General features: G+C 63.3%; 23 protein-coding genes. 14 read left to right on the forward strand and 9 right to left on the reverse strand.

Going from position 1 to position 20,026, the window contains the following annotated elements; genetic code table 11:
• Nucleotides 1-203: 203 nt before the first annotated feature.
• From ENHY17A_RS08820 to ENHY17A_RS08840, 5 genes are all read left to right on the forward strand, one after another.
• The gene (locus tag ENHY17A_RS08820) at nt 204-3,866 is read left to right on the forward strand and encodes a TonB-dependent receptor (protein ID WP_236547830.1); all 3,663 of its coding nucleotides are present in this window, start codon (nt 204-206) and stop codon (nt 3,864-3,866) included.
• 70 nt (nt 3,867-3,936) lie between these two features.
• Nucleotides 3,937-4,329 carry a DUF6491 family protein gene (locus ENHY17A_RS08825; protein ID WP_159711966.1) on the forward strand — a complete coding sequence of 131 codons (393 nt, stop codon included), beginning with the start codon at nt 3,937-3,939 and terminating at the stop codon, nt 4,327-4,329.
• Between the two features lie 31 nt (nt 4,330-4,360).
• Nucleotides 4,361-5,134, forward strand: coding sequence for a hypothetical protein (locus ENHY17A_RS08830; RefSeq protein WP_159711968.1), 774 nt, complete (start codon nt 4,361-4,363; stop codon nt 5,132-5,134).
• Nucleotides 5,131-6,051, forward strand: coding sequence for an aldo/keto reductase (locus ENHY17A_RS08835; protein WP_159711970.1), 921 nt, complete (start codon nt 5,131-5,133; stop codon nt 6,049-6,051). The genes ENHY17A_RS08830 and ENHY17A_RS08835 overlap by 4 nt, the downstream gene beginning before the upstream one ends.
• 83 nt (nt 6,052-6,134) lie before the next feature.
• On the forward strand, nt 6,135-6,757 hold a 623-nt coding region (locus tag ENHY17A_RS08840; RefSeq protein WP_159714389.1), incomplete at its 3' end, for a 5-deoxy-glucuronate isomerase.
• Between the two features lie 18 nt (nt 6,758-6,775).
• Here ENHY17A_RS08840 and ENHY17A_RS08845 read toward each other — a convergent pair.
• Nucleotides 6,776-7,969 (reverse strand): penicillin-binding protein activator, encoded by a 1,194-nt coding sequence (locus ENHY17A_RS08845; protein ID WP_159711973.1) that lies wholly within the window; start codon nt 7,967-7,969, stop codon nt 6,776-6,778.
• Here ENHY17A_RS08845 and rsmI point away from each other — a divergent pair.
• The 5 genes from rsmI (at nt 7,968) to ENHY17A_RS08870 (ending at nt 11,311) form a co-directional block, all read left to right on the forward strand.
• Nucleotides 7,968-8,816 (forward strand): 16S rRNA (cytidine(1402)-2'-O)-methyltransferase, encoded by an 849-nt coding sequence (rsmI, locus tag ENHY17A_RS08850; RefSeq protein WP_159711975.1) that lies wholly within the window; start codon nt 7,968-7,970, stop codon nt 8,814-8,816. The two genes, ENHY17A_RS08845 and rsmI, sit on opposite strands and share 2 nt — an antisense overlap.
• A complete protein-coding gene (locus ENHY17A_RS08855; RefSeq protein WP_159711977.1) occupies nt 8,813-9,223 on the forward strand; it encodes a hypothetical protein in 411 nt (136 codons plus the stop codon). The genes rsmI and ENHY17A_RS08855 overlap by 4 nt, the downstream gene beginning before the upstream one ends.
• Nucleotides 9,207-9,569 carry a YraN family protein gene (locus ENHY17A_RS08860; RefSeq protein ID WP_159711979.1) on the forward strand — a complete coding sequence of 121 codons (363 nt, stop codon included), beginning with the start codon at nt 9,207-9,209 and terminating at the stop codon, nt 9,567-9,569. The genes ENHY17A_RS08855 and ENHY17A_RS08860 overlap by 17 nt, the downstream gene beginning before the upstream one ends.
• Nucleotides 9,570-9,721: 152 nt before the next feature.
• Nucleotides 9,722-10,687 (forward strand): glutathione synthase, encoded by a 966-nt coding sequence (gene gshB, locus ENHY17A_RS08865; RefSeq protein WP_159711981.1) that lies wholly within the window; start codon nt 9,722-9,724, stop codon nt 10,685-10,687.
• A 12-nt stretch (nt 10,688-10,699) separates the two neighbouring features.
• Entirely contained in the window at nt 10,700-11,311 is a 612-nt protein-coding gene (locus ENHY17A_RS08870; protein WP_159711983.1) for a DedA family protein, read from the forward strand.
• Here ENHY17A_RS08870 and ENHY17A_RS08875 read toward each other — a convergent pair.
• Entirely contained in the window at nt 11,308-12,201 is an 894-nt protein-coding gene (locus tag ENHY17A_RS08875; protein ID WP_236547831.1) for a tyrosine recombinase XerC, read from the reverse strand. The genes ENHY17A_RS08870 and ENHY17A_RS08875 overlap by 4 nt on opposite strands.
• A gap of 119 nt (nt 12,202-12,320) precedes the next feature.
• On the opposite strand from ENHY17A_RS08875, the gene ENHY17A_RS08880 reads away from it, so the two are divergent.
• A complete protein-coding gene (locus ENHY17A_RS08880; RefSeq protein WP_159714395.1) occupies nt 12,321-12,848 on the forward strand; it encodes a gamma carbonic anhydrase family protein in 528 nt (175 codons plus the stop codon).
• 3 nt (nt 12,849-12,851) lie between these two features.
• Here the strand turns inward: ENHY17A_RS08880 and ENHY17A_RS08885 are convergent, their stop codons facing one another.
• Entirely contained in the window at nt 12,852-13,454 is a 603-nt protein-coding gene (locus ENHY17A_RS08885) for a hypothetical protein (RefSeq protein ID WP_159711985.1), read from the reverse strand.
• Between the two features lie 137 nt (nt 13,455-13,591).
• On the opposite strand from ENHY17A_RS08885, the gene ENHY17A_RS08890 reads away from it, so the two are divergent.
• Complete coding sequence (locus tag ENHY17A_RS08890) at nt 13,592-14,551, forward strand: NAD(P)H-dependent flavin oxidoreductase (RefSeq protein WP_159711987.1); 960 nt, start codon at nt 13,592-13,594, stop codon at nt 14,549-14,551.
• A gap of 111 nt (nt 14,552-14,662) precedes the next feature.
• Here ENHY17A_RS08890 and ENHY17A_RS08895 read toward each other — a convergent pair whose 3' ends face one another.
• A complete protein-coding gene (locus ENHY17A_RS08895; protein WP_159711989.1) occupies nt 14,663-15,118 on the reverse strand; it encodes a DUF1465 family protein in 456 nt (151 codons plus the stop codon).
• A 91-nt stretch (nt 15,119-15,209) separates the two neighbouring features.
• The gene (locus ENHY17A_RS08900) at nt 15,210-15,410 is read right to left on the reverse strand and encodes a YdcH family protein (protein ID WP_159714398.1); all 201 of its coding nucleotides are present in this window, start codon (nt 15,408-15,410) and stop codon (nt 15,210-15,212) included.
• A 141-nt stretch (nt 15,411-15,551) separates the two neighbouring features.
• On the opposite strand from ENHY17A_RS08900, the gene ENHY17A_RS08905 reads away from it, so the two are divergent.
• A complete protein-coding gene (locus ENHY17A_RS08905; protein ID WP_159711991.1) occupies nt 15,552-15,707 on the forward strand; it encodes a YdcH family protein in 156 nt (51 codons plus the stop codon).
• 27 nt (nt 15,708-15,734) lie between these two features.
• On the opposite strand, the gene ENHY17A_RS08910 is transcribed toward ENHY17A_RS08905, so the two are convergent.
• The 4 genes from ENHY17A_RS08910 to ENHY17A_RS08925 all read right to left on the reverse strand — a co-directional run bounded on the left by ENHY17A_RS08910 (nt 15,735) and on the right by ENHY17A_RS08925 (nt 18,590).
• A complete protein-coding gene (locus ENHY17A_RS08910; protein ID WP_159711993.1) occupies nt 15,735-16,109 on the reverse strand; it encodes a PilZ domain-containing protein in 375 nt (124 codons plus the stop codon).
• Between the two features lie 149 nt (nt 16,110-16,258).
• Nucleotides 16,259-16,726 (reverse strand): RNA polymerase-binding protein DksA, encoded by a 468-nt coding sequence (gene dksA, locus ENHY17A_RS08915; RefSeq protein WP_159711995.1) that lies wholly within the window; start codon nt 16,724-16,726, stop codon nt 16,259-16,261.
• Between the two features lie 687 nt (nt 16,727-17,413).
• Nucleotides 17,414-18,055, reverse strand: a complete 642-nt coding sequence (locus ENHY17A_RS08920; protein WP_159711997.1) for a hypothetical protein — start codon at nt 18,053-18,055, stop codon at nt 17,414-17,416.
• A gap of 94 nt (nt 18,056-18,149) precedes the next feature.
• Nucleotides 18,150-18,590 carry a host attachment family protein gene (locus ENHY17A_RS08925; protein WP_159711999.1) on the reverse strand — a complete coding sequence of 147 codons (441 nt, stop codon included), beginning with the start codon at nt 18,588-18,590 and terminating at the stop codon, nt 18,150-18,152.
• Nucleotides 18,591-18,694: 104 nt separating this feature from the next.
• On the opposite strand from ENHY17A_RS08925, the gene serS reads away from it, so the two are divergent.
• A complete protein-coding gene (gene serS / locus ENHY17A_RS08930; protein WP_159712001.1) occupies nt 18,695-19,975 on the forward strand; it encodes a serine--tRNA ligase in 1,281 nt (426 codons plus the stop codon).
• Nucleotides 19,976-20,026 lie beyond the last annotated feature (51 nt).

Consider the following 20,026-nt stretch of genomic DNA (forward strand, 5'->3'; position numbering starts at 1 on the left):
AGCAATAGGGCGCGCCTGTTCGATAACGGCACGATCTTCAAGATTCTTGCAATGTTATGACGCCTATTGCGTCGCTTCAAAAATATGATAATACTATAAGTTGATAGAGCGTCCCAAATAATGGGAGTTCTTGACCGGGGTTAGGAAGCAGGGGGTGAAGTTCCCCTTTGCAAGATTCCCGGATGAAAACAGGAGGGGGAATTATGCTGAAGGAATCCGCCGGGCGCGCTCGGATCATGACCACCGCCTCATGGGGTGTGATGGGTCTGCTGCTGGCATTCGGGGGCGAAGCCGCAGCGCAAACTACCACTGGCCAGAATGCCGAAATCCCTCAGACTTCGCAGGTCGAGGATCTGGGTCAGGAAGAGGGCGAAGTCGTCGTCACCGGATCGCGCGCCAGCCAGCAATCGTCGAACAACCGCAAGCGCAACGCGCGCACCGCAACCGATTCGATCGTCGCCGACGATATCGGCTCTTTCCCCGATCGCAACGTTAACGAAGCGATCTCTCGCATTCCCGGCGTCGCCCTGGGTCGCAACGAATTCGGCGAAGGCGAAAGCGTCGCGGTGCGCGGCAACGGACCCGACCTGACACGCGTCGAGTTGGACGGCATCGGCGTGCAGAGCACGACCGCGCTGGCGCTGGGCACCGACGGCGCGCGCAGCGCCGACCTTCGCGAACTCCCCGCCGAACTCATCAAGAGCGTCGATGTGGTCAAGGGTTCGACCGCCGACATGACCGAAGGGTCGCTGGGCGGCACCATCAAGATCCAGACCCGCACCGGCCTCGATTTCGCCAAGCCCTATTTCTCGTTCCGCGCAGGCGCACAGCAAAATTCGCTGGGACGCGACTGGACGCCCGATTTCAACGCTGTCGCGTCGCGCAAATTCTTTGGCGACCGGTTGGGCGTGATCGTCAGCGGCAATTACAGCAAGATCCAGAACGACGGCCACGGCTACGAAAACACCACCAGCGGCAACCGCGGCTATTCGCGTTTGTTCGATTTCGACCAGTCGCCGGACAAGACTTTCCAGTATAATCTCGACACGCTGAATGGCGATCTGGCCGATGTGCTTTATGCCAACAGCGCGGAGACTCCGCGCACCCTACTGACCAAGGCGGCAGGGGCGCAGACCAAAGCACAATGTTTCGACCTGTTTCCGCACAATCCGACGGCATCGACCGCGCAGCGCGGCCAGCGCATCCTGGAACAGCAAAGCTGCCTCAACCAGTGGAACGACTACACGCCGTCGCTGATCCGCAATTTCATGAACACCCAGACCGACGAGCGTTATTCGGGCGACATCCGCTTCGATTACCGCCTGACCGATCAGATCACGCTGTTCGCGAAGGGCGCATTCGCCAATCGGTACGTGCAAGACCAGAACCGCAGCCGCACGCCGATCACCTTGTTCAGCCAGAATGCAGCCGGAACGTTCGTCGACAGCCTGGCACCCGAATATCCCCGGCGTCGCACCGTCGCGCCTAACTCACCCGCTGGCTATTTCCTGTTCGATCCAAATTTCGGTCTGAACAATGTCGGCAACAATGCAACGCTGGGCAACGTGTTGAACGTGGTACCGGGCAGCGTCGTCGTCGATGCCGCGCACAATGTGACGGCGATGACGCTGACCAACAACTCGGTCAGCATCGACCAGATCGAGAACATCATCGATTCGAAGACCTATTATCTTCAGGGCGGTGGCGAATATCGCGGTGACCGTATCGATATCGATGCGATGGTCGGCATGACGCGGGCGACGTCGACCCGCGGCGACATGCGTACCTCGCGCACCTATAATTATGGGAACGCCGATCTGGTGCTGCAGCCTAATGGGCTGTGGGACATTCAGTTGCCCGACAACTACGACGATTCAAATCCCGACAACTTCGTCCAATTGACCGCCCCGCGGTGCCTCGACGCGCGGCTGTCGCCGCCAACCTGTATCGGCCAAAATGCGGTGCTTGCGGGTCCGAACGGGCCGGCAACGCCCGCCTATACCGTTGGCCAGATGCCACTGACGACCCCGACCGTGGCGGTGCAATATTCCCCCCGCGCCGGCGAATCGTCGGAACGCCTTGCCAAGCTCGACTTCACTTATCGCACCGACGACTTGTTGCCCTTTATCACGCGGGTGAAGGTCGGCGCGCAGTATCGCAATGCCAAGACCGCATCCTGGGGTGCAGGCGGTTACACCGTCAGCGGCGCGGTGGGCACATTTGGTCAGCCCGGTTACATCCCGGCAGTGATCGTCCCGACTGCAAACGTCCGGGGGTCGCTGCGCGCGTGCCAACCAACCGCAGGATCGTCGGCACCTGGTGGTCTAAGCTGTAACTATGGGTTCGTCCCCAGCACCAACCCGCTAAACGCGCGTTCCGGGGTCGATACGCTGACACCTGAAGAGCTTCGTGCTCTGCTGGCGAAAACGATTGAACCCAGCCAGTCCGAATATTTTGGCGATCTTCCCAATCGCGGGTCGCTGCCTCCGGCGTGGAACGGCATCCGCACCGACCAATTGTTCGCGGAACTCGGCGCGTCGCAATTCATGAATTTCGACTGTCTGAAAACCTGCGTCGGCAGCGATGGTCAGACCTACGACCAGCCGGTGGGGCGGACCAACGAGACGATCTTCAACCTCTACGGCATGGTCGATTTCGAACAGCAACTGCCCTACGGCCTGTTGTTTAACGGCAATGCGGGCGTGCGTGCAGTACACACCAAGGTCGATGCCAGCGCGCTGCTGACGATCACCAACATCCGCACGACTGCGACCTTCAACCCGCTCGATCCCAACAACCCTTCTGGCATTTCGTCTCAAGCGTTCAGCGACAACACTTCGGTCAAGGCTGATTCGACCGATTTCCTCCCCAGCGTGAACCTGAACTTGTGGGCATTCGACGAAGCGGTCGTGCTGCGCCTTTATGGCGCAAAGACTGTCGCACGGCCTCGCGTCACTCAGTTGATCCCGGCCGGCAGTTGCACGATCGACGAACGCGATCTGCTGGATGGCGGCGAAGAAAATTTCGGCTGCGGTGGGCGCGTCGGCAATCCCGGTCTCGATCCCTATACGGCGTGGAGCTACAACGCGAGTTTGGAATGGTATCCGAACCCGGACACCGTTTTCTCTGCGGCTTATGGCAAGCTAGACGTGAAGATCGGTGCACCGATCGGGGTGACGATCACCGGCACGCCGTTTGGCGGCAGCGACCGAACCGATCCACTCACCGGACGCCCGTTGTCGGAACTTGAGTTTAACTATCCAACATTTGAAAACGGTCCCGGCTACAAGCGCGACATCTTCGAATTCCAAGCCAAGACCGCGTTCACCTTCCTGCCTTCGTTTCTCCAATATACCGGCATCGACGGCAATCTTTCGGTAATCCAGTCGTCGGCCACTCAAGGAACGCAAGATCCGTTGACCGGCGACGTAATGCTGCCACCCGACGAGTCGAAATATTATATGAACGCCTCGCTCTGGTACGATGACGGCAAGCTTAACATGCGCGTTGCCTATCAAAAGCGAACCGCGACCTTCAACTGCATCACGCCGTGCGGGGGCAATACGACCGACATCAACTATCCAAGCGAAGGACTGACTAACGTTCGCCTCGTCGGTCCAGGCTATAATCCTGGCGTTCCGCGCTTTACCGATGGCTCGACCTTCATCGACGCGAAAATCTCGTACAACATCAACCGCAATTTCCAGGTCTATGTCGAAGGGCGCAATGTGAGGCGCGAATTCCAGACGGCATCGACCGGGGGTTACACCGACTTCGCCGATGGCACGCCCAAGATCATGCGCCTGAACTATGGCGGTCGCCGCATCCTGGTCGGCGCGCGGGTCCAGTTCGGCGGTACGCGCTGATCGGATAAGGGCTGCCCCTTCCCATCGGAGGGGGCAGCCGGTTAGACTGCGGGGCGAAAGGAGACGTGCGATGCATCAGACCGGATGGACGCTACTCCCGCTTGCCCTGCTGGCCGCTTGCACGAGCGAGCTGCCCGCAGCGGGCGTAGCGGGCGCGCAGCAATGTTTCTGGAACAGCCAGGTCACCGGCTTCAGCGATGCCGGTGCCGACCGCGCGATCGTCAATATCGGTTCGCGCGAAAGCTGGGAACTGGAACTCTCGCCCGGTTGCCCCGACGTCGATTACGCGCAGCGGATTGGCATCGTCTCGCGCGGCGGCAGCCGCATCTGCACCGGTGCCAATGTCGAACTGGTGGTGCCGGATGCGAGCGGCAGCAACACGCGACGCTGCCTGGTTCGTGGCGTCCGGCAGCTGTCACCGGAAGAAGCAGCGGCGGTGCGCGGACGGGTGCCGCCGCGCTGATGCCTCGGGCAAGCCACCCGGCGCCCGCTGCGTGACCGACGCCTCAAGAATAGAAACGGTCGCGATCGAGGGCGGCGGGGCTGCCGCCCGCAGCGCACTCGACCATTCGCCGCTCGGCACGATCCAGATCGCTCGACCGCCGGTCGCGGAATTGGCTTATCGCACGTTGGTCAAAGCGTTGCTCGGCGTTCGCGGGTTCCGGCTCGACTTCAACCGAATGCCGCCTGACGCCGCGATCGATCTTGTCGCCGACCGGCTATTCGGACCCGATGCCTACCGCGCGGAACGCGCCGGGCTTTCCGCCGACATCACCGCGCTGGCCGATTTTGCGGGGGATTTGACGGGTGGTGCGCCGTCGATCTCGCTGCGCAGCTATTTCGCGCCGGGCGATCTCGTCTGGCATGTCGATCGCGTGTTGGAGGGGCCAGCGTTTCGCCTGCTCTGGCCGATCGGTCGGGTCGCGGGGATGCGGGTGACGCCCGCCGACACGATCGATGCAGGGCTCTACCGCGCCTATATGCAGCGCGAATATCCGCTGCTCGGCCAACTCGACAGCCGCGTGCTGCACCAGGGCGGCGATGTCGCGGCGCTATGGGCACACCGGCCAGTGCAGCTCGCGGCGATGCAGACGGGCGAATATCCGTTCGTGATCGATCGCACGCGCGAGGTTCAGGTCGCGGCGGGCGCGGCGAGCATCCACCGGGTCGAGACACCAGCGCAGACGGGCGTCTTCCACCGATCCGACTGGGCCAATCGCACCGCGCCCGGATTGCAGGTGGTCGTCAATGTGGCCGACCCGCAATGATGCGCCGACGCCTGGGTCGTACCGGCCTGTCGGTATCCGAGCTGAGCTTCGGGACCGGCGCGATGGCAGGTGCGGCAATCGACGGGGCGGCGCTGTCGGACGCCTTTGCCGCCGCGTTTTCGCTCGGGATCGACACTGTCGAGTTGGAAGCGGGCGACAGACCGGTGGTCGACATCCTGGCCGCTGCGTTGAAGCGCGCCCCGCTGACGACTGGCGTCCAAATCCTGTGCCGAATTTCCCCGCTGATCCCGCTGGATTTGCCTGCGCCGCATCTGCCCATCGACCGTGTTTATCCGGGTGCCCATATCCGCGCGCAAGTCGAAGACTTGCTTGCGCGGTTGGGGATCGAACGCCTCGCGCTGGTGCATTTGCCAGTCTGGGCATCCGAATGGCTGAACGAAGGCGATTGGCGCCAGACGCTCATCGCGTTGCAGGACGAAGGCAAGATCGCCGGGTTCGGGATCGCATTGTTCGACCATGACGTCGATGCCGCGAGCGATGCGATCATGAGCGGGCTGATCGCATCGGTGCAGGCGATGTACAATGTGTTCGACCGCGGGGCCGAGCGACGGTTGCTGGCGCTCTGTGCCAAGCACGACGTAGCGATGATCGCGCGATCATCGCTCTATTATGGAGCGCTGGCCGGGCAGACGGCGTGGACCGACTGGCGCAACGCCTATTTCTATCCGCAGCACCGGGCCGAGACGGTGGCGAGAGTGGCGGCGTTCGAACAGGACTGCGAAGGTGATCCGCGTGCAATTGCATTGCGCCTCTGCCTGACACCCGCCGCAGTCTGTTCGGTCGCGGTCGGGATGCGCAATCGCGCGCAGGTCGTGGCGAATGTCGCGGCGGCGGAAGTCGGGCCACTGGACGCAGAACGCTTTAAGGCACTGGCGAAGCATCGCTGGCTGTGCTGATTATCGATCCACTATGTGGATCGCCCTTCCAATAGTCGGGATTGATCGCTATGGTCGGGTGATCGAGTTTCAGGAGAGCCCGCATGTACGACCGCACTTATTACGCCACGCATCCGGACATGATGGAGGTGGTGTCGAACGAGGAGTTGCGGGATCGCTATCTGATCCAGGGTTTGTTTCGCGAGGGCGAGTGCGTGCTGAACTACACCCATGCCGACCGCTTCGTGATCGGCGGGGTAGCGGTGGCGGGGGCGGACGTGGCCTTGCCCGCGCAGGAAGAGCCGGCCTCGGCCAAGGGTCATCCGTTTCTGGAGCGCCGCGAGATGGCGGTGGTGAACGTGGGCTCGGTCGAGGGTGTGGTGACCGTCGATGGCGAGGCGTTTACGCTGGGTAACAAGGACTGCCTGTACGTGACGATGGGTGCGAAGGACGTTGTGTTCTCCGGTGAGGGCGCGCGCTTCTATCTGGCGTCGTGTCCGGCGCATCAGGGGTTCAAGACCAGGAAGCTCGGTATCTCCGACGCCAATGCGCTCGAGCGCGGCAGTCTTGAAGAAAGCAACGAGCGGACGATCTTTCAGCTCGTCATTCCCGGCGTGTGCGACAGCGCGCAGTTGGTGATGGGCCTGACCGTGCTCAAGCCCGGAAGCGTGTGGAACACCATGCCGCCGCATATCCATGAGCGGCGCTCGGAAATTTATTTCTACTTNCGGGGTGACGAGTTGGGTTACTCAAACCCCCGCGGCGCTGGCGACACCGTAACCGTGCTGCCGCCGCGAATCTCATGCACCTCCAGCGCGCGTTCGGCGATACCGTTGCGTCCGAACCGGAATGCGCCGTCCAGTCCCACGAACCCGTCGCTCGCGCGCAGGCGGCTTTGGGGGAAGGTCGTTCCCACGCGCCAGTCCTGCGCGATGCGCACCGTCAGCAGCACCGAATCATATCCCATGCTCGACAGGCGGAACGGCGCGCGTCCGAACCGCGCGCGATATTTGGTCGCGTACTGGCGGTAAAAACCATTGGGCACGCTGGCGAACCACGCGCCGTTCAGCGCCGCATTGCCGCCCACCGACGAATCGGTGTTCCACAATTCGGTCCCCAGAATCTTGGCGTTGGCACCGCCCGCGCGCCGAACGGCAGGCACCGCGATCGTCGCGGTTCCGGCGCTGTCGGCGATCAGCAGCGCTTGATAGGAACTTGAGGACTTCAACCGCGCGACCGCGCTAGTGATCGACGCGTTGCTGCGGTCGAAGGTCTGGATGCCGGTGACTTGCCCCCCCGCCTGTTTGACCGCACCCAGAAACGCCGCCGATGCGCGGTCGCCATACACGCCGCGCGGGACGAGGCCGGCAAAGCTGCGCATTCCGGCCCGCGCAGCGTGCGCGACGACGCGCTCGATCGACTGGTCGGGCTGGTAACCCAGCAGATAGATACCATTGCCAGCAACCGACGAATCGTTCGAAAAGCTGATGACCGGCACATCGGCACGGCGCGCGATCGGCCCGACGGCGCGGGCATCCTCCGCGAGCAGCGGCCCCAGGATGAGCTGATTGCCATCGGCGATAGCGCGGTTGGCGGCGGCAGCGGCCCCTTGCGCGGTATCGTAATTGGTGATGCGGATGCGTTCCGACTTGGTGTCGAGCAGCGCCAGCATCGTCGCATTGGCGATCGACTGGCCCACGCCTGCATTCTGGCCCGACATCGGCACCAGCAGCGCGACGCGGTGGCGTTCGCTGTCCTGCGGGATGCCGGGGCCGATCGGGCCGGGACGATCGACGGGGCGTTCGGGCGGACGCTCCGAGGGCGCAGGCCCGCGCGGAACCAGCGTGGCGCACCCGCTCATCAGCAGCGCGAGCGTCGCGGCCGTGCCGATCCGCATCCAGCCACGCTTCGTTTGCGGTTCCGCTCGAACTTCTGCCATGACTGCTCCCGTGAATAACGCCCAACTACAACCCGGTCTCTACATCGTCGCGACGCCGATCGGCAATCTCGGTGATTTGTCCGCGCGCGCCGCCCATATTCTCTCCCACGCGGACGTCATCGCGGTGGAGGACAGCCGGGTGACCGCCAAGCTGCTGCACCATATCGGCGTTAAGCGGCCGATGGTCCCTTATCACGACCATTCGACCGAATCGGTGCGCGCGGGGTTGATTGCACGGATGGCGACCGAGGCGGTGGCTTTGGTATCTGATGCGGGCACGCCGCTGATTTCGGACCCAGGGTACAAGCTGGTGCGCGATGCGCGGGCGGCGGGTCATGTGGTGGTCACCATCCCCGGTCCCAGCGCTGCGATCTCCGCACTGACTTTGGCAGGGCTGCCGACCGACCGCTTCCTGTTCATGGGATTCCTGCCGTCCAAGGCTCAGGCGCGCGCCACGACAATTGCGGAGGTCGCGGGCATCCGCGCGACCCTGGTGTTCTACGAATCCGGCCCTCGGCTGTCGGCAGCACTCGCCGCGCTAGCCGAAGGACTGGGCGACCGCGAGGCGGCGGTGGCACGCGAGCTGACCAAGAAATTCGAGGAATGCGTGACGGGAACGCTGACCGCCCTCTCCACCCGCTATGCCGATGCGCCCCCCAAGGGCGAAATCGTCATCGTCGTCGCGCCGCCCGGCGACGCCCCGCTCCCCAGCGAGGAGGACGCCGACGCGGCGCTGACCGAAGCCCTGACCCGCCTCCCCGTGTCGAAAGCCGCAGGCGAAGTGGCCAAGCGATTCGGTCTCGACCGAAAGCTGCTTTATGCGCGCGCGATGGAGATGAAGCGATGATCGGCCTGATCCTTGGCCTGCTGATGCAAACCGTCAGTCTCGAAAAGCCCGATCCCGTTGCCACCGCCCCCACTGCCGATTGGCTCGCTGGCGTCTGGCTGCTCTCTGCTGATCGCACCGATCTGGACAGATCCGCCTGCAACAGCGGGACGCCCCTTACCTATCTTGCCGATGGCACCACCAGCGCATGGGGGGAGTCGGGACGGTGGTCGCTGGTCGATGATGCGCCCACCGAAACCTTGATCGAAGTGTTGCCCGATACAGGCGATCCTGATCGACTGCCGATGGTCGGCAAACAAATTACGCAACAGTTGGTCCGAATGGGCCCCGACGAGGGCGTTCTGGTGGATGATGCCGGAGCGCGAATGCAAATGCTGCGTTGTCGCGCCCATGACTTCGCCCAATAGGCGCCGGGTCGCCGAGGCGTCCGGCCGCACAGGCGAGACGATTGCCGCCTGGTATCTGCGCATCAAAGGCTGGCGGATACTCGCAACGCGCGTCCGAACGTCGGCGGGCGAAGTCGATCTGGTCGCCAAACGCGGAAAGCTGATCGCGTTCGTCGAGGTCAAATCGCGCGCGACCGCAGGAGAACTCGACTTCGCGATCGACGAGCGACGGTTGGCGCGAGTCGCGGCTGCGGCCGAAATCCTCGGTACGCGCTATGCGACCGCTGGCGAGGATATTCGGATCGACGTGATCCTGATCTCACCCGGCATGAGACCGCGCCATATCGAGAATGCGTGGATCGGGTGACTTTCAACACGCGCGTCCCTAAATCCACCTCACCTCCACCGTCATGCCAGCACAGGCTGGCATCTCAGGCGGCAGGCGCGCGTCCGATGCGGCATGAGACCCTTGCTTTCGCAGGGGTGACGCAATTGGGGCAAAGGGAGCCGCGAAACTAAATGATCCTGACCGTCGCCGTCCAGATGGACCCGCTCGCCACCATCAACATCGCTGGCGATTCGAGCTTCGCGCTGATGCTGACCGCCCAGGATCGCGGCCACCGGCTGTTCCATTACGCCCCCGAAGACCTGAACTATGCGAACGGCCGCGTCTGGGCGAAGGCGCATCCGGTGACGGTCCAGCGCGTCGAGGGCGATCATTTCAGCTTCGGCCCGCCCATCCCGCTCGACCTTGGGAATGAGGCCGATGTCGTGCTGATGCGCCAGGATCCGCCGTTCGATCTGGGCTATATCACCGCGACGCATCTGCTGGAGCGGATCGCAGACCGCACGTTGGTCGTGAACGACCCCCGCGAAGTCCGCAACGCGCCCGAGAAAGTCTGGGTGCTCGACTATGCCCGCTACATGCCCCCAACGCTAATCACCCGTTCGATCGACGAGGCGCGCGCATTCCTGGCCGAACACGGATCGATCGTGGTCAAACCGCTGCACGGCAATGGCGGCAAGGCGATCTTCAAGGTCGATACGGGCGGGCAAAATCTGTCCTCGCTGATCGAGGTGTTCAACACCGCTTATCGCGAACCCCACATGGTCCAGGCGTTCCTTCCCGAAATCGCGCAAGGCGACAAGCGCATCGTGCTGGTCGATGGCGAAGTCGCGGGCGCGATCAACCGGTTGCCGGGTGAAGGCGAAATCCGGTCAAACCTGGCCGTCGGCGGCCGCGCGGAAAAGACCGAACTGACGCCGCGCGAACTCGAAATCTGCGCAGCGCTTGCCCCCGAACTCAAACGCCGCGGGCTGATCTTTGTCGGTATCGACGTGATCGGCGGCCAGTGGCTGACCGAAATCAACGTCACCTCCCCCACCGGCATAGTCGCGATCGACACGCTCAACGGCACCGATACCGCGGCGAAAATCTGGGACGCGATCGACGTGCGCCTTGCCGCCCGTGCGCCACGCGCGTAACCGGCGCGCGACATGACCGAATTCATCCTCGATCTCATCGAAGCCTGGGGTTACCTGGGCATCGCCATTCTCATGCTTCTCGAAAACGTGTTCCCGCCAATCCCGTCTGAGGTGATCATGGGGCTGGGCGGCATCATGGTCGCGCAGGGGCGCTTCGAATTTTGGCCGCTGGTTGCGGTCGCGGTCGCGGGCACCACGCTAGGCAACTGGGTCTGGTACGGCATCGGGCGCTGGTTCGGATACCAGCGCCTGAAACCGTTGATCGACCGCCATGGCCGCTGGCTGACGCTCGACTGGGACGAGGTCGAAAAACTCCACCGCTGGTTCGTCAAATATGGCTCTGGCATCGTGTTCTTCATGCGCTTCATGCCGATCGCGCGCACGATGGTCTCGCTGCCTGCGGGCATGGTTCAGATGTCGCAGATCAAATTCCTGATTTGGACTGCCGCAGGCTCGACGATCTGGATCACGGCACTGGCGGGGGCAGGTAGCTGGTTCGGCAAGCAGTTCGAAAATCTCGACCGGTTCGTCGGGCCGCTCGCGCTGGTCGCGATCGGATCGATCGTGCTGCTTTATTTGTACCGCGTCTTTACGTGGAAGCCGAAAGCGACCGAGGATGTTTAGGCCCGCGGATGGGCGTTGCGGTACACGTCCATAAGATGCGCCGCATCGACCGCGGTATAGACTTGGGTCGATGAAAGGCTGGCATGGCCAAGCAATTCCTGAAGCGAGCGCAGGTCCGCACCACGTCCCAACAAATGTGTCGCGAAACTATGGCGCAACGCATGTGGTGTGGTGCGGTCGCCCAACCCCAGTTGCGCACGCGCCTTGCGGACGTTGGCACGGATCACCGACGCTGCGACCGGCCCGCCCTTCGCACCGCGAAACAACGGTTCGGAGCGCGATATCCCCCAGGGATTCTGGGCGACATAGGCCTCTATCGCGTCGCGCACCTGCGGCAACAGCGGGACGATCCGGGTCTTGTCGCGCTTGCCGGTAACGACCAGCGTTTCACCCAGCGGCAGGATCGCGCCCGTCAGGCCCGCCGCTTCGCCAATGCGCAGCCCCGCGCCATACAGCAGCAGCAGCACCGCCCAGTCGCGCGCGCCGATCCACGGCTCGCACGCGTCCTCCGCCACCGTTTCGGCCAGTGCGATGACTTCATCCGGCGCGATCGGGCGCGGCACACCCTTTTTGACGCGCGGCCCTTTCAGGCGTGGCACCCGAGCCCCCTCGCCGCCCGACCAGATCAGGAACGAACGCACCGCGGACAATTCGCGTGCGGCCGACGCATTGGTCAATCCATGCGAGCGCCGATCAGCCAGAAAGGCGCGCAGATCGGTCGCCGATACCCCCGACAGCGCGGGCCGATCGACCGCACCGCCCCAATGATCCTGAAGAAACGCGATCAACCGTTCCGCCGTCGCCTGATAGGCGCGTACCGTGTGCACCGACCGCCGCCGGTCGCGGGTCAGATGCTGGGCGTAGAGCAGGGGAAGCGGCGGCGCGGTCACGCCAGCGATGCTAGCCCATCGCCCGCTCGTCGCCAATCTTCCCGATGCGTGTCGAGGGCGATCGGCTGGACGCGGCGGCGGGCGTCCCTATGATCGCACGCGACCGGGAGAAGTTTGCCATGCCGCTGTACGAAATCGACGGAAACCAGCCAATGATTGGCACCGACGCCTGGGTCGCGCCCGATGCGTCGCTGATCGGCGACGTGCGGCTGGGGGATCAGGCGAGTTTCTGGTTCGGTGCGGTCGCGCGTGGAGACAACACCCCGATCCTGGTGGGTGCGCGCAGCAATGTGCAGGAGGGGTCGATGCTCCACAGCGATCCCGGCGCACCGCTGACCATCGGCGCGGACTGCACGATCGGCCACCACGCGGTCCTGCACGGCTGCACATTGGGCGACCGCGTGCTGATCGGCATGGGCGCGATCATCCTCAACCGCGCGGTGATCGGCGATGATTGCGTGGTCGGCGCAGGCGCGCTGGTGACAGAGGGTAAGGAATTTCCCGCCGGATCGTTGATCGTCGGTTCCCCTGCGCGCGCTATCCGGCAACTCGACGACGCGGCAAAGGCGGGGCTAAAATGGTCGGCCACGCACTATGTCGAGCGCGCCAAGCAGTTCGCCAGCGGGCTGAAACGGGTGGGCGATTAGCGGTCAGACATAGGGTTCGACCACGCCTGAGACGATCAGAAAACCACAGATCGCTACCAGCATCGCCACGTTCCAACGTCGTGACTTGACGGCCATCAAGGCAATGAACAGGCCAAGGATCGAAAATCCGCTGATCAGGTAAAGTGCATCGATCGTTGGATTGACCGCGCCTGCTGCCGCCTCCGGCGAAGGGTGCATCGCTTCCAATATACCCAGTCCGATCCAGCTTGTGACGTTGGCCGTCAGCAGCCCGCCGATCACCAGCCGGTGCTGCCGGTCGTACCAATCGTCGAAATCGGGCCATTCCTCTGGCGTGTCGGGAAAGATGAGGGTGGCCGCGAGGTAATAGATACCGACCATCACAAGCACGCCAACCAGCGTCGCGTAATTGGCGCCGATCTGTTCTCGCGCATCCCAAGCAACCAGCCAGAAATTGGACAGATCGAGCGTCACCAAAAGGCCGAGCAAGGGTGTCAGCCAGCCGATCCGCACCGCGCGCGTGCCGCGCTTCAGCTTGAGGGCGCGCGAGAATCCGCCCAACACTTCCGAAATCGCCAGCCCCAGCAACAGGCCATAGACCGCGAACACCAGCTCGAACGGGCTCATTGCGCTTCCCCCTTGTCAGCACCGATGACGCGCCCCCGCACATCGACGGATTTTCAAAGTCGGCCAACAGCGCGGCCTTGGTCAAGCCGCAATGCGGAGGCACTTGCCCTCCATTTCGGTTGCGCTATGAAACTAACATGGCGCTTCCCCCTCTTTTCGATCGTTTGCGGCTTCCGGTCATCGGCTCGCCGCTGTTCATCATCTCGTGCCCCGAGCTGGTCATCGCCCAGTGCAAGGCAGGGATTGTGGGGTCGTTCCCGGCGCTGAACGCGCGTCCGCAGAGCCAGCTCGACGAATGGCTGCATCAGATCACCGAGGAATTGTCGGCCTGGAATCGCGACAATCCGGACGCACCCGCCGCGCCCTATGCGGTCAATCAGATCGTCCACAAATCGAACGAGCGGCTGGAGGCGGACCTTCACACCTGCGCCAAATGGCAGGTGCCGATCACCATCACGTCGCTGGGCGCGCGAGAGGAACTGAACACCGCGGTCCATTCATGGGGCGGGATCACGCTGCACGACGTGATCGACGACCGCTATGCACACAAGGCGATCGAAAAGGGCGCGGACGGCCTGATCCTGGTGTGCGCGGGCGCGGGCGGCCATGCAGGGAAACTCAACCCCTTCGCCTTCACCCAGGAAGTGCGCCAGTGGTTCGACGGTCCCGTCGCGCTGTCGGGAGCGATCGCCAATGGTGGCGCGGTGCTGGCAGCACAAGCGGCGGGTGCTGACCTCGCCTATATCGGATCACCCTTCATCGCCACCGTCGAGGGCAAGGCGGATGACGCCTACAAGGCGGGGATCGTCGAGGGTCGCGCGTCGGACATCATCTACACCAATTTGTTCACCGGGGTTCACGGCAACTATCTGCGCGCCTCGATCGAGGCGGCCGGGCTGGATGCCGATGCGCTCCCCGAAAGCGACCCGTCCAAAATGAACTTCGGGTCGGGCGGCAATTCCAAGGCAAAGGCGTGGAAGGACATCTGGGGATCGGGCCAGGGCATCGGCGCGGTGTCCAAGGTGGAGCCCGCCGCCGACCTGATCGCGCGATTGGACGCGGAATATGCGGCGGCAAAGGCGAGGTTGCTGGGGTAAGCGCCCCTCCCCGTTCGTTTCGAGCGAAGTCGAGAAACGCTTCGGAAAACGCCGCGTAGCACGTTTCTCGACTTCGCTCGAAGCAAGCGGGCTAAGGAGAACTCGCTTAAATCAAAAAGCGTAGGCGAGCCGGGCCTGTAAACCCGCCACCGGGTTGGCGCGGGGTCGCGCTTCCGCATTGGCATTGTCGATCAATGCCACCCGCCGATGCAAATCGATGCTCGCGTCCACCAGCGCACGTGCCGGTTTGGGAAGTTTCGCGACTCCATCGCCATCGCTGACCGGCTGATCCCCCAACCGCCGCGACGGATCGAGCGCATCGCGCGGGCGCAACTCGCCGGCATCCACCGCACGCTGGGTCAGCAGCCAGGCGACGACATGCATCAGCCGTGTCGTGACCTTTAGCGACTCGCAGGCGAACAGCACGCGTTGGAGCGGATCAAGCGAGGCGCGCTCGTCGCTGCATTCGAGGTCGAAATAACCGCGCGCATCGTCGGCAAGCAGCATTGCTTCGACATAGAGCTGGTCGATCAGACGACGATGTAGTTCGGGCGCGGTGCGATCCATCGGTCGTTACGATGCCAGAAGCGAATCGCGATGTGAATCGGCAATTGCGCGATTCGTCGCATTGTTTCGGGGCAGTCTGCCGTAAATTCGCTCAAGCGATGATATCGGGCACCAACTCATCTTCGACGAGGGCGATTTCGTCGCGCAGTTTCAGCTTCCGGCGCTTAAGGCGGGCAAGCTGCAACTGGTCGGCCTGGATACCCTGGCCAAGTGCCTGAATCGCATCGTCAAGGTCGCGATGTTCGAGGCGGAGGATTTCCAGCCGCGCACGCAATTCGCCGTCATCGCCCATGTCGATCGTCACCTTCGCGTCCGCACCGCTCGTCGCCGCAATCTGCCCGATGATCGATTGCACCGAATCCAAATGGCGACAAGCGCGTTGATGTGTGATCTATTCATTTTCCCCCAAACTTCAGTCAGGAGGAATGCTTCCATGTACAGCGCGCATCAGACCGCTCTGGAGACAAAGCACGCCAATCTCGATCAACGGATTTCGGACGAGCTGCATCGCCCGCTCCCGAACCAGACGGTTCTGGCCGAACTGAAGAAACAAAAGCTTCGTGTGAAAGAGGAGCTGACCACGGCCTGATGCCGTGCCCGTCCGACCCGGTGTCGCTTAGCGCCGGGTCTGGATGGGTTTGACAAACGACGGGGTTTTTGCGCCCCCACCCACCGGTTTACGCGCAGCCATCGGATCGACTTCGCGGTCGAACGCAACGCCCAGCCGCCCATCGGTCGCCCAGGCGATCCGCCCCTTCACCCAACCGATATTGCGCACATCGACTTGAATGCGGGCACCGATTTCGACGTCCTCGGCGAATTCCGCCATCAAGCCGCCCGACGACAAGTTGCGCACGCGGACCTGATGGATTTCTGGATCACCGTCGAAGCGCAACTGCGCTGCCAGCAACAAACTGTCGCGCGACCCGTGACGCCCTGCGGCCGCGGCTTCGTCCTCTTCGGACACCGCGCTGTTTGGAAATTGCTCCATGTGACGATATTACCCGAATTGCGATCCAAGTCGAATAAAAGCAGCATAGCCTGACGAAAGCGTTAAGCGGCCTTTGATGTCGGCGCCGCCATCGCAAGGCACGCGGCGCGGTAACCGTAAAACATCAGCGGCTTGGCGATCGAAAGCGATCAGTCCTCGCGAGAAACTTTCTCGTTACGCTCGTGCTTTTCCTGCGCCTCGACGGTCATCGTCGCAATCGGGCGCGCTTCCAGCCGGGCCAAGCTGATCGGCTCGCCGGTCACTTCGCAATAGCCATATTCGCCCTCGTCGATTCGGCGCAGCGCCGCGTCGATCTTGGCGATCAGCTTGCGCTGACGATCGCGGGTGCGCAGTTCGATCGACCAGTCGGTTTCGCTCGATGCCCGATCGGTCAAGTCCGCCTCGCGCAGCGAATCGCTTTGCAGCTGGGACAACGTCCCCTTCGCCTCGCGGTGGATCGCTTCCTTCCACGCGTGCAGCTTGGCACCGAAATAGGCCTGCTGCCTGTCGTTCATAAAGGGTTCGTCCGCGCTGGGACGATAGTCGCCTAACGCGTCGTTCGCGGCGCCGGGCCGCAGATTTTCCGGTTCGTCCAGATGGTTCAAGACCGTCGCCATCCTACTCTCCACTCGACCCTTCCGCCGGTCTGATGCCGGTCGGTGGTCGCCCCACAAGGGCGCCTATAGGGCCGCTTTACGCATCAAACAAGCGCACAGATGCACGCCTAAGCCCAAGTGACATGTGGGGAATTTACGTGCGGTGAACCGATTCGCGGCAACGACGAACCGAAGTGAGGTCGAAATCGGCGGACGGTGGAGAATCGTTAACGCAAACCGTCCCACGATCGGACGTTAACCATGAACCCGCGCATCGGAATCCCGAAATTCCAAATCGGGACGGCAGATATGTGGTTAAGCCGATTGCACTTAATCCTTTGTTTCGCACTTTAGATGACAGGAAGAAGCCGACGCTGCCACGGGGGCAGTCGAGGTTTCGGTCCCGCAAACTCGAAAGTGTGAGCCTATGTCGGTTCGAATGGCCCTAGCAAAACTCGCAGCCTGCACCGCCGGTGGCGCGGTGATGGGTGGCGGCGCGGTATATGCCGTCGAGCAGAACAACCAGCGCCCCGGGATTGAGCGCAAGCTGGTGCAGAAGCAGCGCGCGGTGAAACGCACCGCAGGCGGCAAGGACAAACTGGCGACGAAGCAGATCGTGCGCCGAACCGTGACCGAAAAGGGCATGGTGTGCGAACCCAAGGTGGTGACCGTCACCACGCAGGGCGCACCCATCCCGCTTCCCCCGGCCTATGGCGGTGGCGAAATGCCGATCATCTCGTCCAGCGGGGGCTCGGGCGGTATATTGGTCGGCGGGTCGGGCGGCTTCGGCGGCGGCGGATTCTTCGCCGGCGGCTTCTTCGGCGGATCGGGCGGCGGGTCGAGCGGGATCGTGATCTCGTCCACCTCATCGGGCGGATCGACTTCGACGTCGAGCGGGGGCTCGGGCGGGTCGTCGACATCGACCTCGTCGGGCGGCAGCTCGGGTGACGTGTCGTCCTCGACCTCGACCGGCGGCAGCTCGACTTCGACCGGCGGTAGTTCGACCTCGACCTCCACCGGGGGGTCGTCGACCAGTTCGTCGGGGGACGTGTCGTCGTCCTCGTCGGGCGATGTGTCTTCGTCCACGTCGACCTCGTCCTCGGGCGACGTATCCTCTTCGACCTCGACCAGCTCGTCGGGGGACGTGTCTTCGTCAACCTCGACATCCAGTTCGACCAGCACGTCTTCCTCGACGTCGAGCGGCTGGTCCACCTCGTCGGGCTGGAAGCCACCTTCGAGCTCGGGCAGCTCGGGATCGAGCGGCACGCCGCCGACGCCGGTCCCCGCCCCGCCGATGCTGCTGCTGTTCGGCGCGGCCGCGGGCGCGCTGGTGGTGCGCAAGCGGTTCATGAAGAAAAAGACGGACTGAACCCAGCCCGTCTCCTTCGGTTTCGAAATCGTCTAGCGGCCCGCCGGTTATTCCCTTCCGGCGGGCCGTTTCTTGTCAGGCCGCCTGAAGCGCGCTTTCGATATCCTCGACCGAATGACCGGTCAGCGTCTTGTCGATCTCACCGATCAGGCGGCTTTCGACTTCCTTGTGATAATGTTTGCGCAGCTCGCCCAGCGTCTTGGGCGGGGCGACGATGATCAGCTTTTCGAAATCGTTGTTCAGCGCGCGTTTCTTGAGCAAATCCGCAGTCTCCGCCGCGAAGCGATCCTCTTCCAACTGGTGGAAATCGGTTTCCTCGTACGCGCTCCGCCCTGCGCCGACGCTGGAAAAGCTGCGTCCCGGCGCGTCGGTCCGCTGATCGATATTGTCGGGATTGTCCTGCACCCGCTTGCGCTCGACCACCAGATTGGGGTTCTGCGCGTCGCCGTCGTTGCGGAAAAACAGCATCTTGCGGCCATCGGCGACGACGACGAAGGCATCGTTGGGGATCAGCATGGGGATTGGTTCCTCTCTTTGGTTGGGGTTGCGGGCTGAACGCGGGGGGCATCGCCAAGGTTGCGCCTTGCGCCGCGAAACCGCGCTGGGCATAGCCTGACGACATGCACGACATCCGCCTGATCCGGGAAAACCCGACCGCCTTCGACGCCGCCCTTGCCCGCCGTGGAAGCCCGGCTTGCGCATCGGAACTGGTCGCGCTCGACGAACGTCGCCGCGCGGTCGCGACCGAGGCACAGACCGCACAGGCACGCCGAAACGAGGCGTCGAAAGCGATCGGCGCGGCCAAGGCGTCGAAGGACGAGGCGACCGCGACCGCGCTGATGGCCGAAGTCGGGGCGCTCAAGGAAAGGCTGCCCGCGCTGGAGGCGGAGGAACGCAGCCTGACCGAGCAGCTCGACACGCTTCTCGCGGGCATCCCCAACCTGCCCGCCGACGACGTGCCCGAAGGCACCGACGAAAGCGGCAATGTCGAGGAGAAGCGGTGGGGCACACCGCGCGCCTTCGATTTCGAGGCGAGGGAGCATGCCGATTTCGGCCCCGCGATCGGCATGGATTTCGCCGCCGCCGCCGCGATTTCCGGCGCGCGCTTTACCGCGCTTAAAGGCTCGATGGCGCGCCTCCACCGCGCGCTCGGCCAATATATGATCGACCGGCAAACCAGCATCGGCGGCTATACCGAAGTTATGCCGCCGCTGCTGGTCCGCGACGAGGCGATATTCGGCACCGGACAATTGCCCAAATTCGCGGAAGACCTGTTTCAGACCACCGATGGGCGCTGGCTCATCCCGACCGCCGAGGTCAGCCTCACCAATCTGGTGCGCGATCAAATCCTCGACCCGAGCGACCTCCCTATTCGCTTCACCGCGCTGACCCCGTGCTTCCGCTCCGAAGCCGGATCGGCGGGCCGCGACACGCGCGGCTTCATCCGCCAGCACCAGTTCGAAAAGGTCGAGCTGGTCGCGATCGTCGCGCCCGAGGACTCCGAAGCCGAGCATATCAAGATGCTCGAGGATGCCGAGGCGATTTTGGAAGCGCTAGAGATTCCCTATCGCCGGATGTTGCTCTGCACGGGCGACATGGGCTTTGGCGCGCGCAAGACCTGGGATCTGGAAGTCTGGCTGCCCGGCCAGAACGCCTATCGTGAAATCTCCAGCATTTCGAACACCGGCGACTTCCAGGCGCGCCGCATGAACGCGCGCTATCGGCCCGAGGGGGAGAAGGGCACGCGGTTCGTGCATACGCTGAACGGATCGGGCCTCGCGGTCGGGCGGACGTTGGTGGCCGTGCTGGAGAATTACCAGCAGGCCGACGGTTCGGTCACCGTGCCTGAGGTGCTGAAGCCGTATATGGCTGGGATCAAACGGCTGGAGGTGGTGTCGTGATCCTCCCCGGCACGGGGAGGTGGCAGTGCCAAGCACTGACGGAGGGGGCAG

Origin of the sequence: Sphingomonas sp. AX6 (assembly GCF_902506605.1) — a bacterium.
GTDB lineage: Bacteria > Pseudomonadota > Alphaproteobacteria > Sphingomonadales > Sphingomonadaceae > Sphingomonas.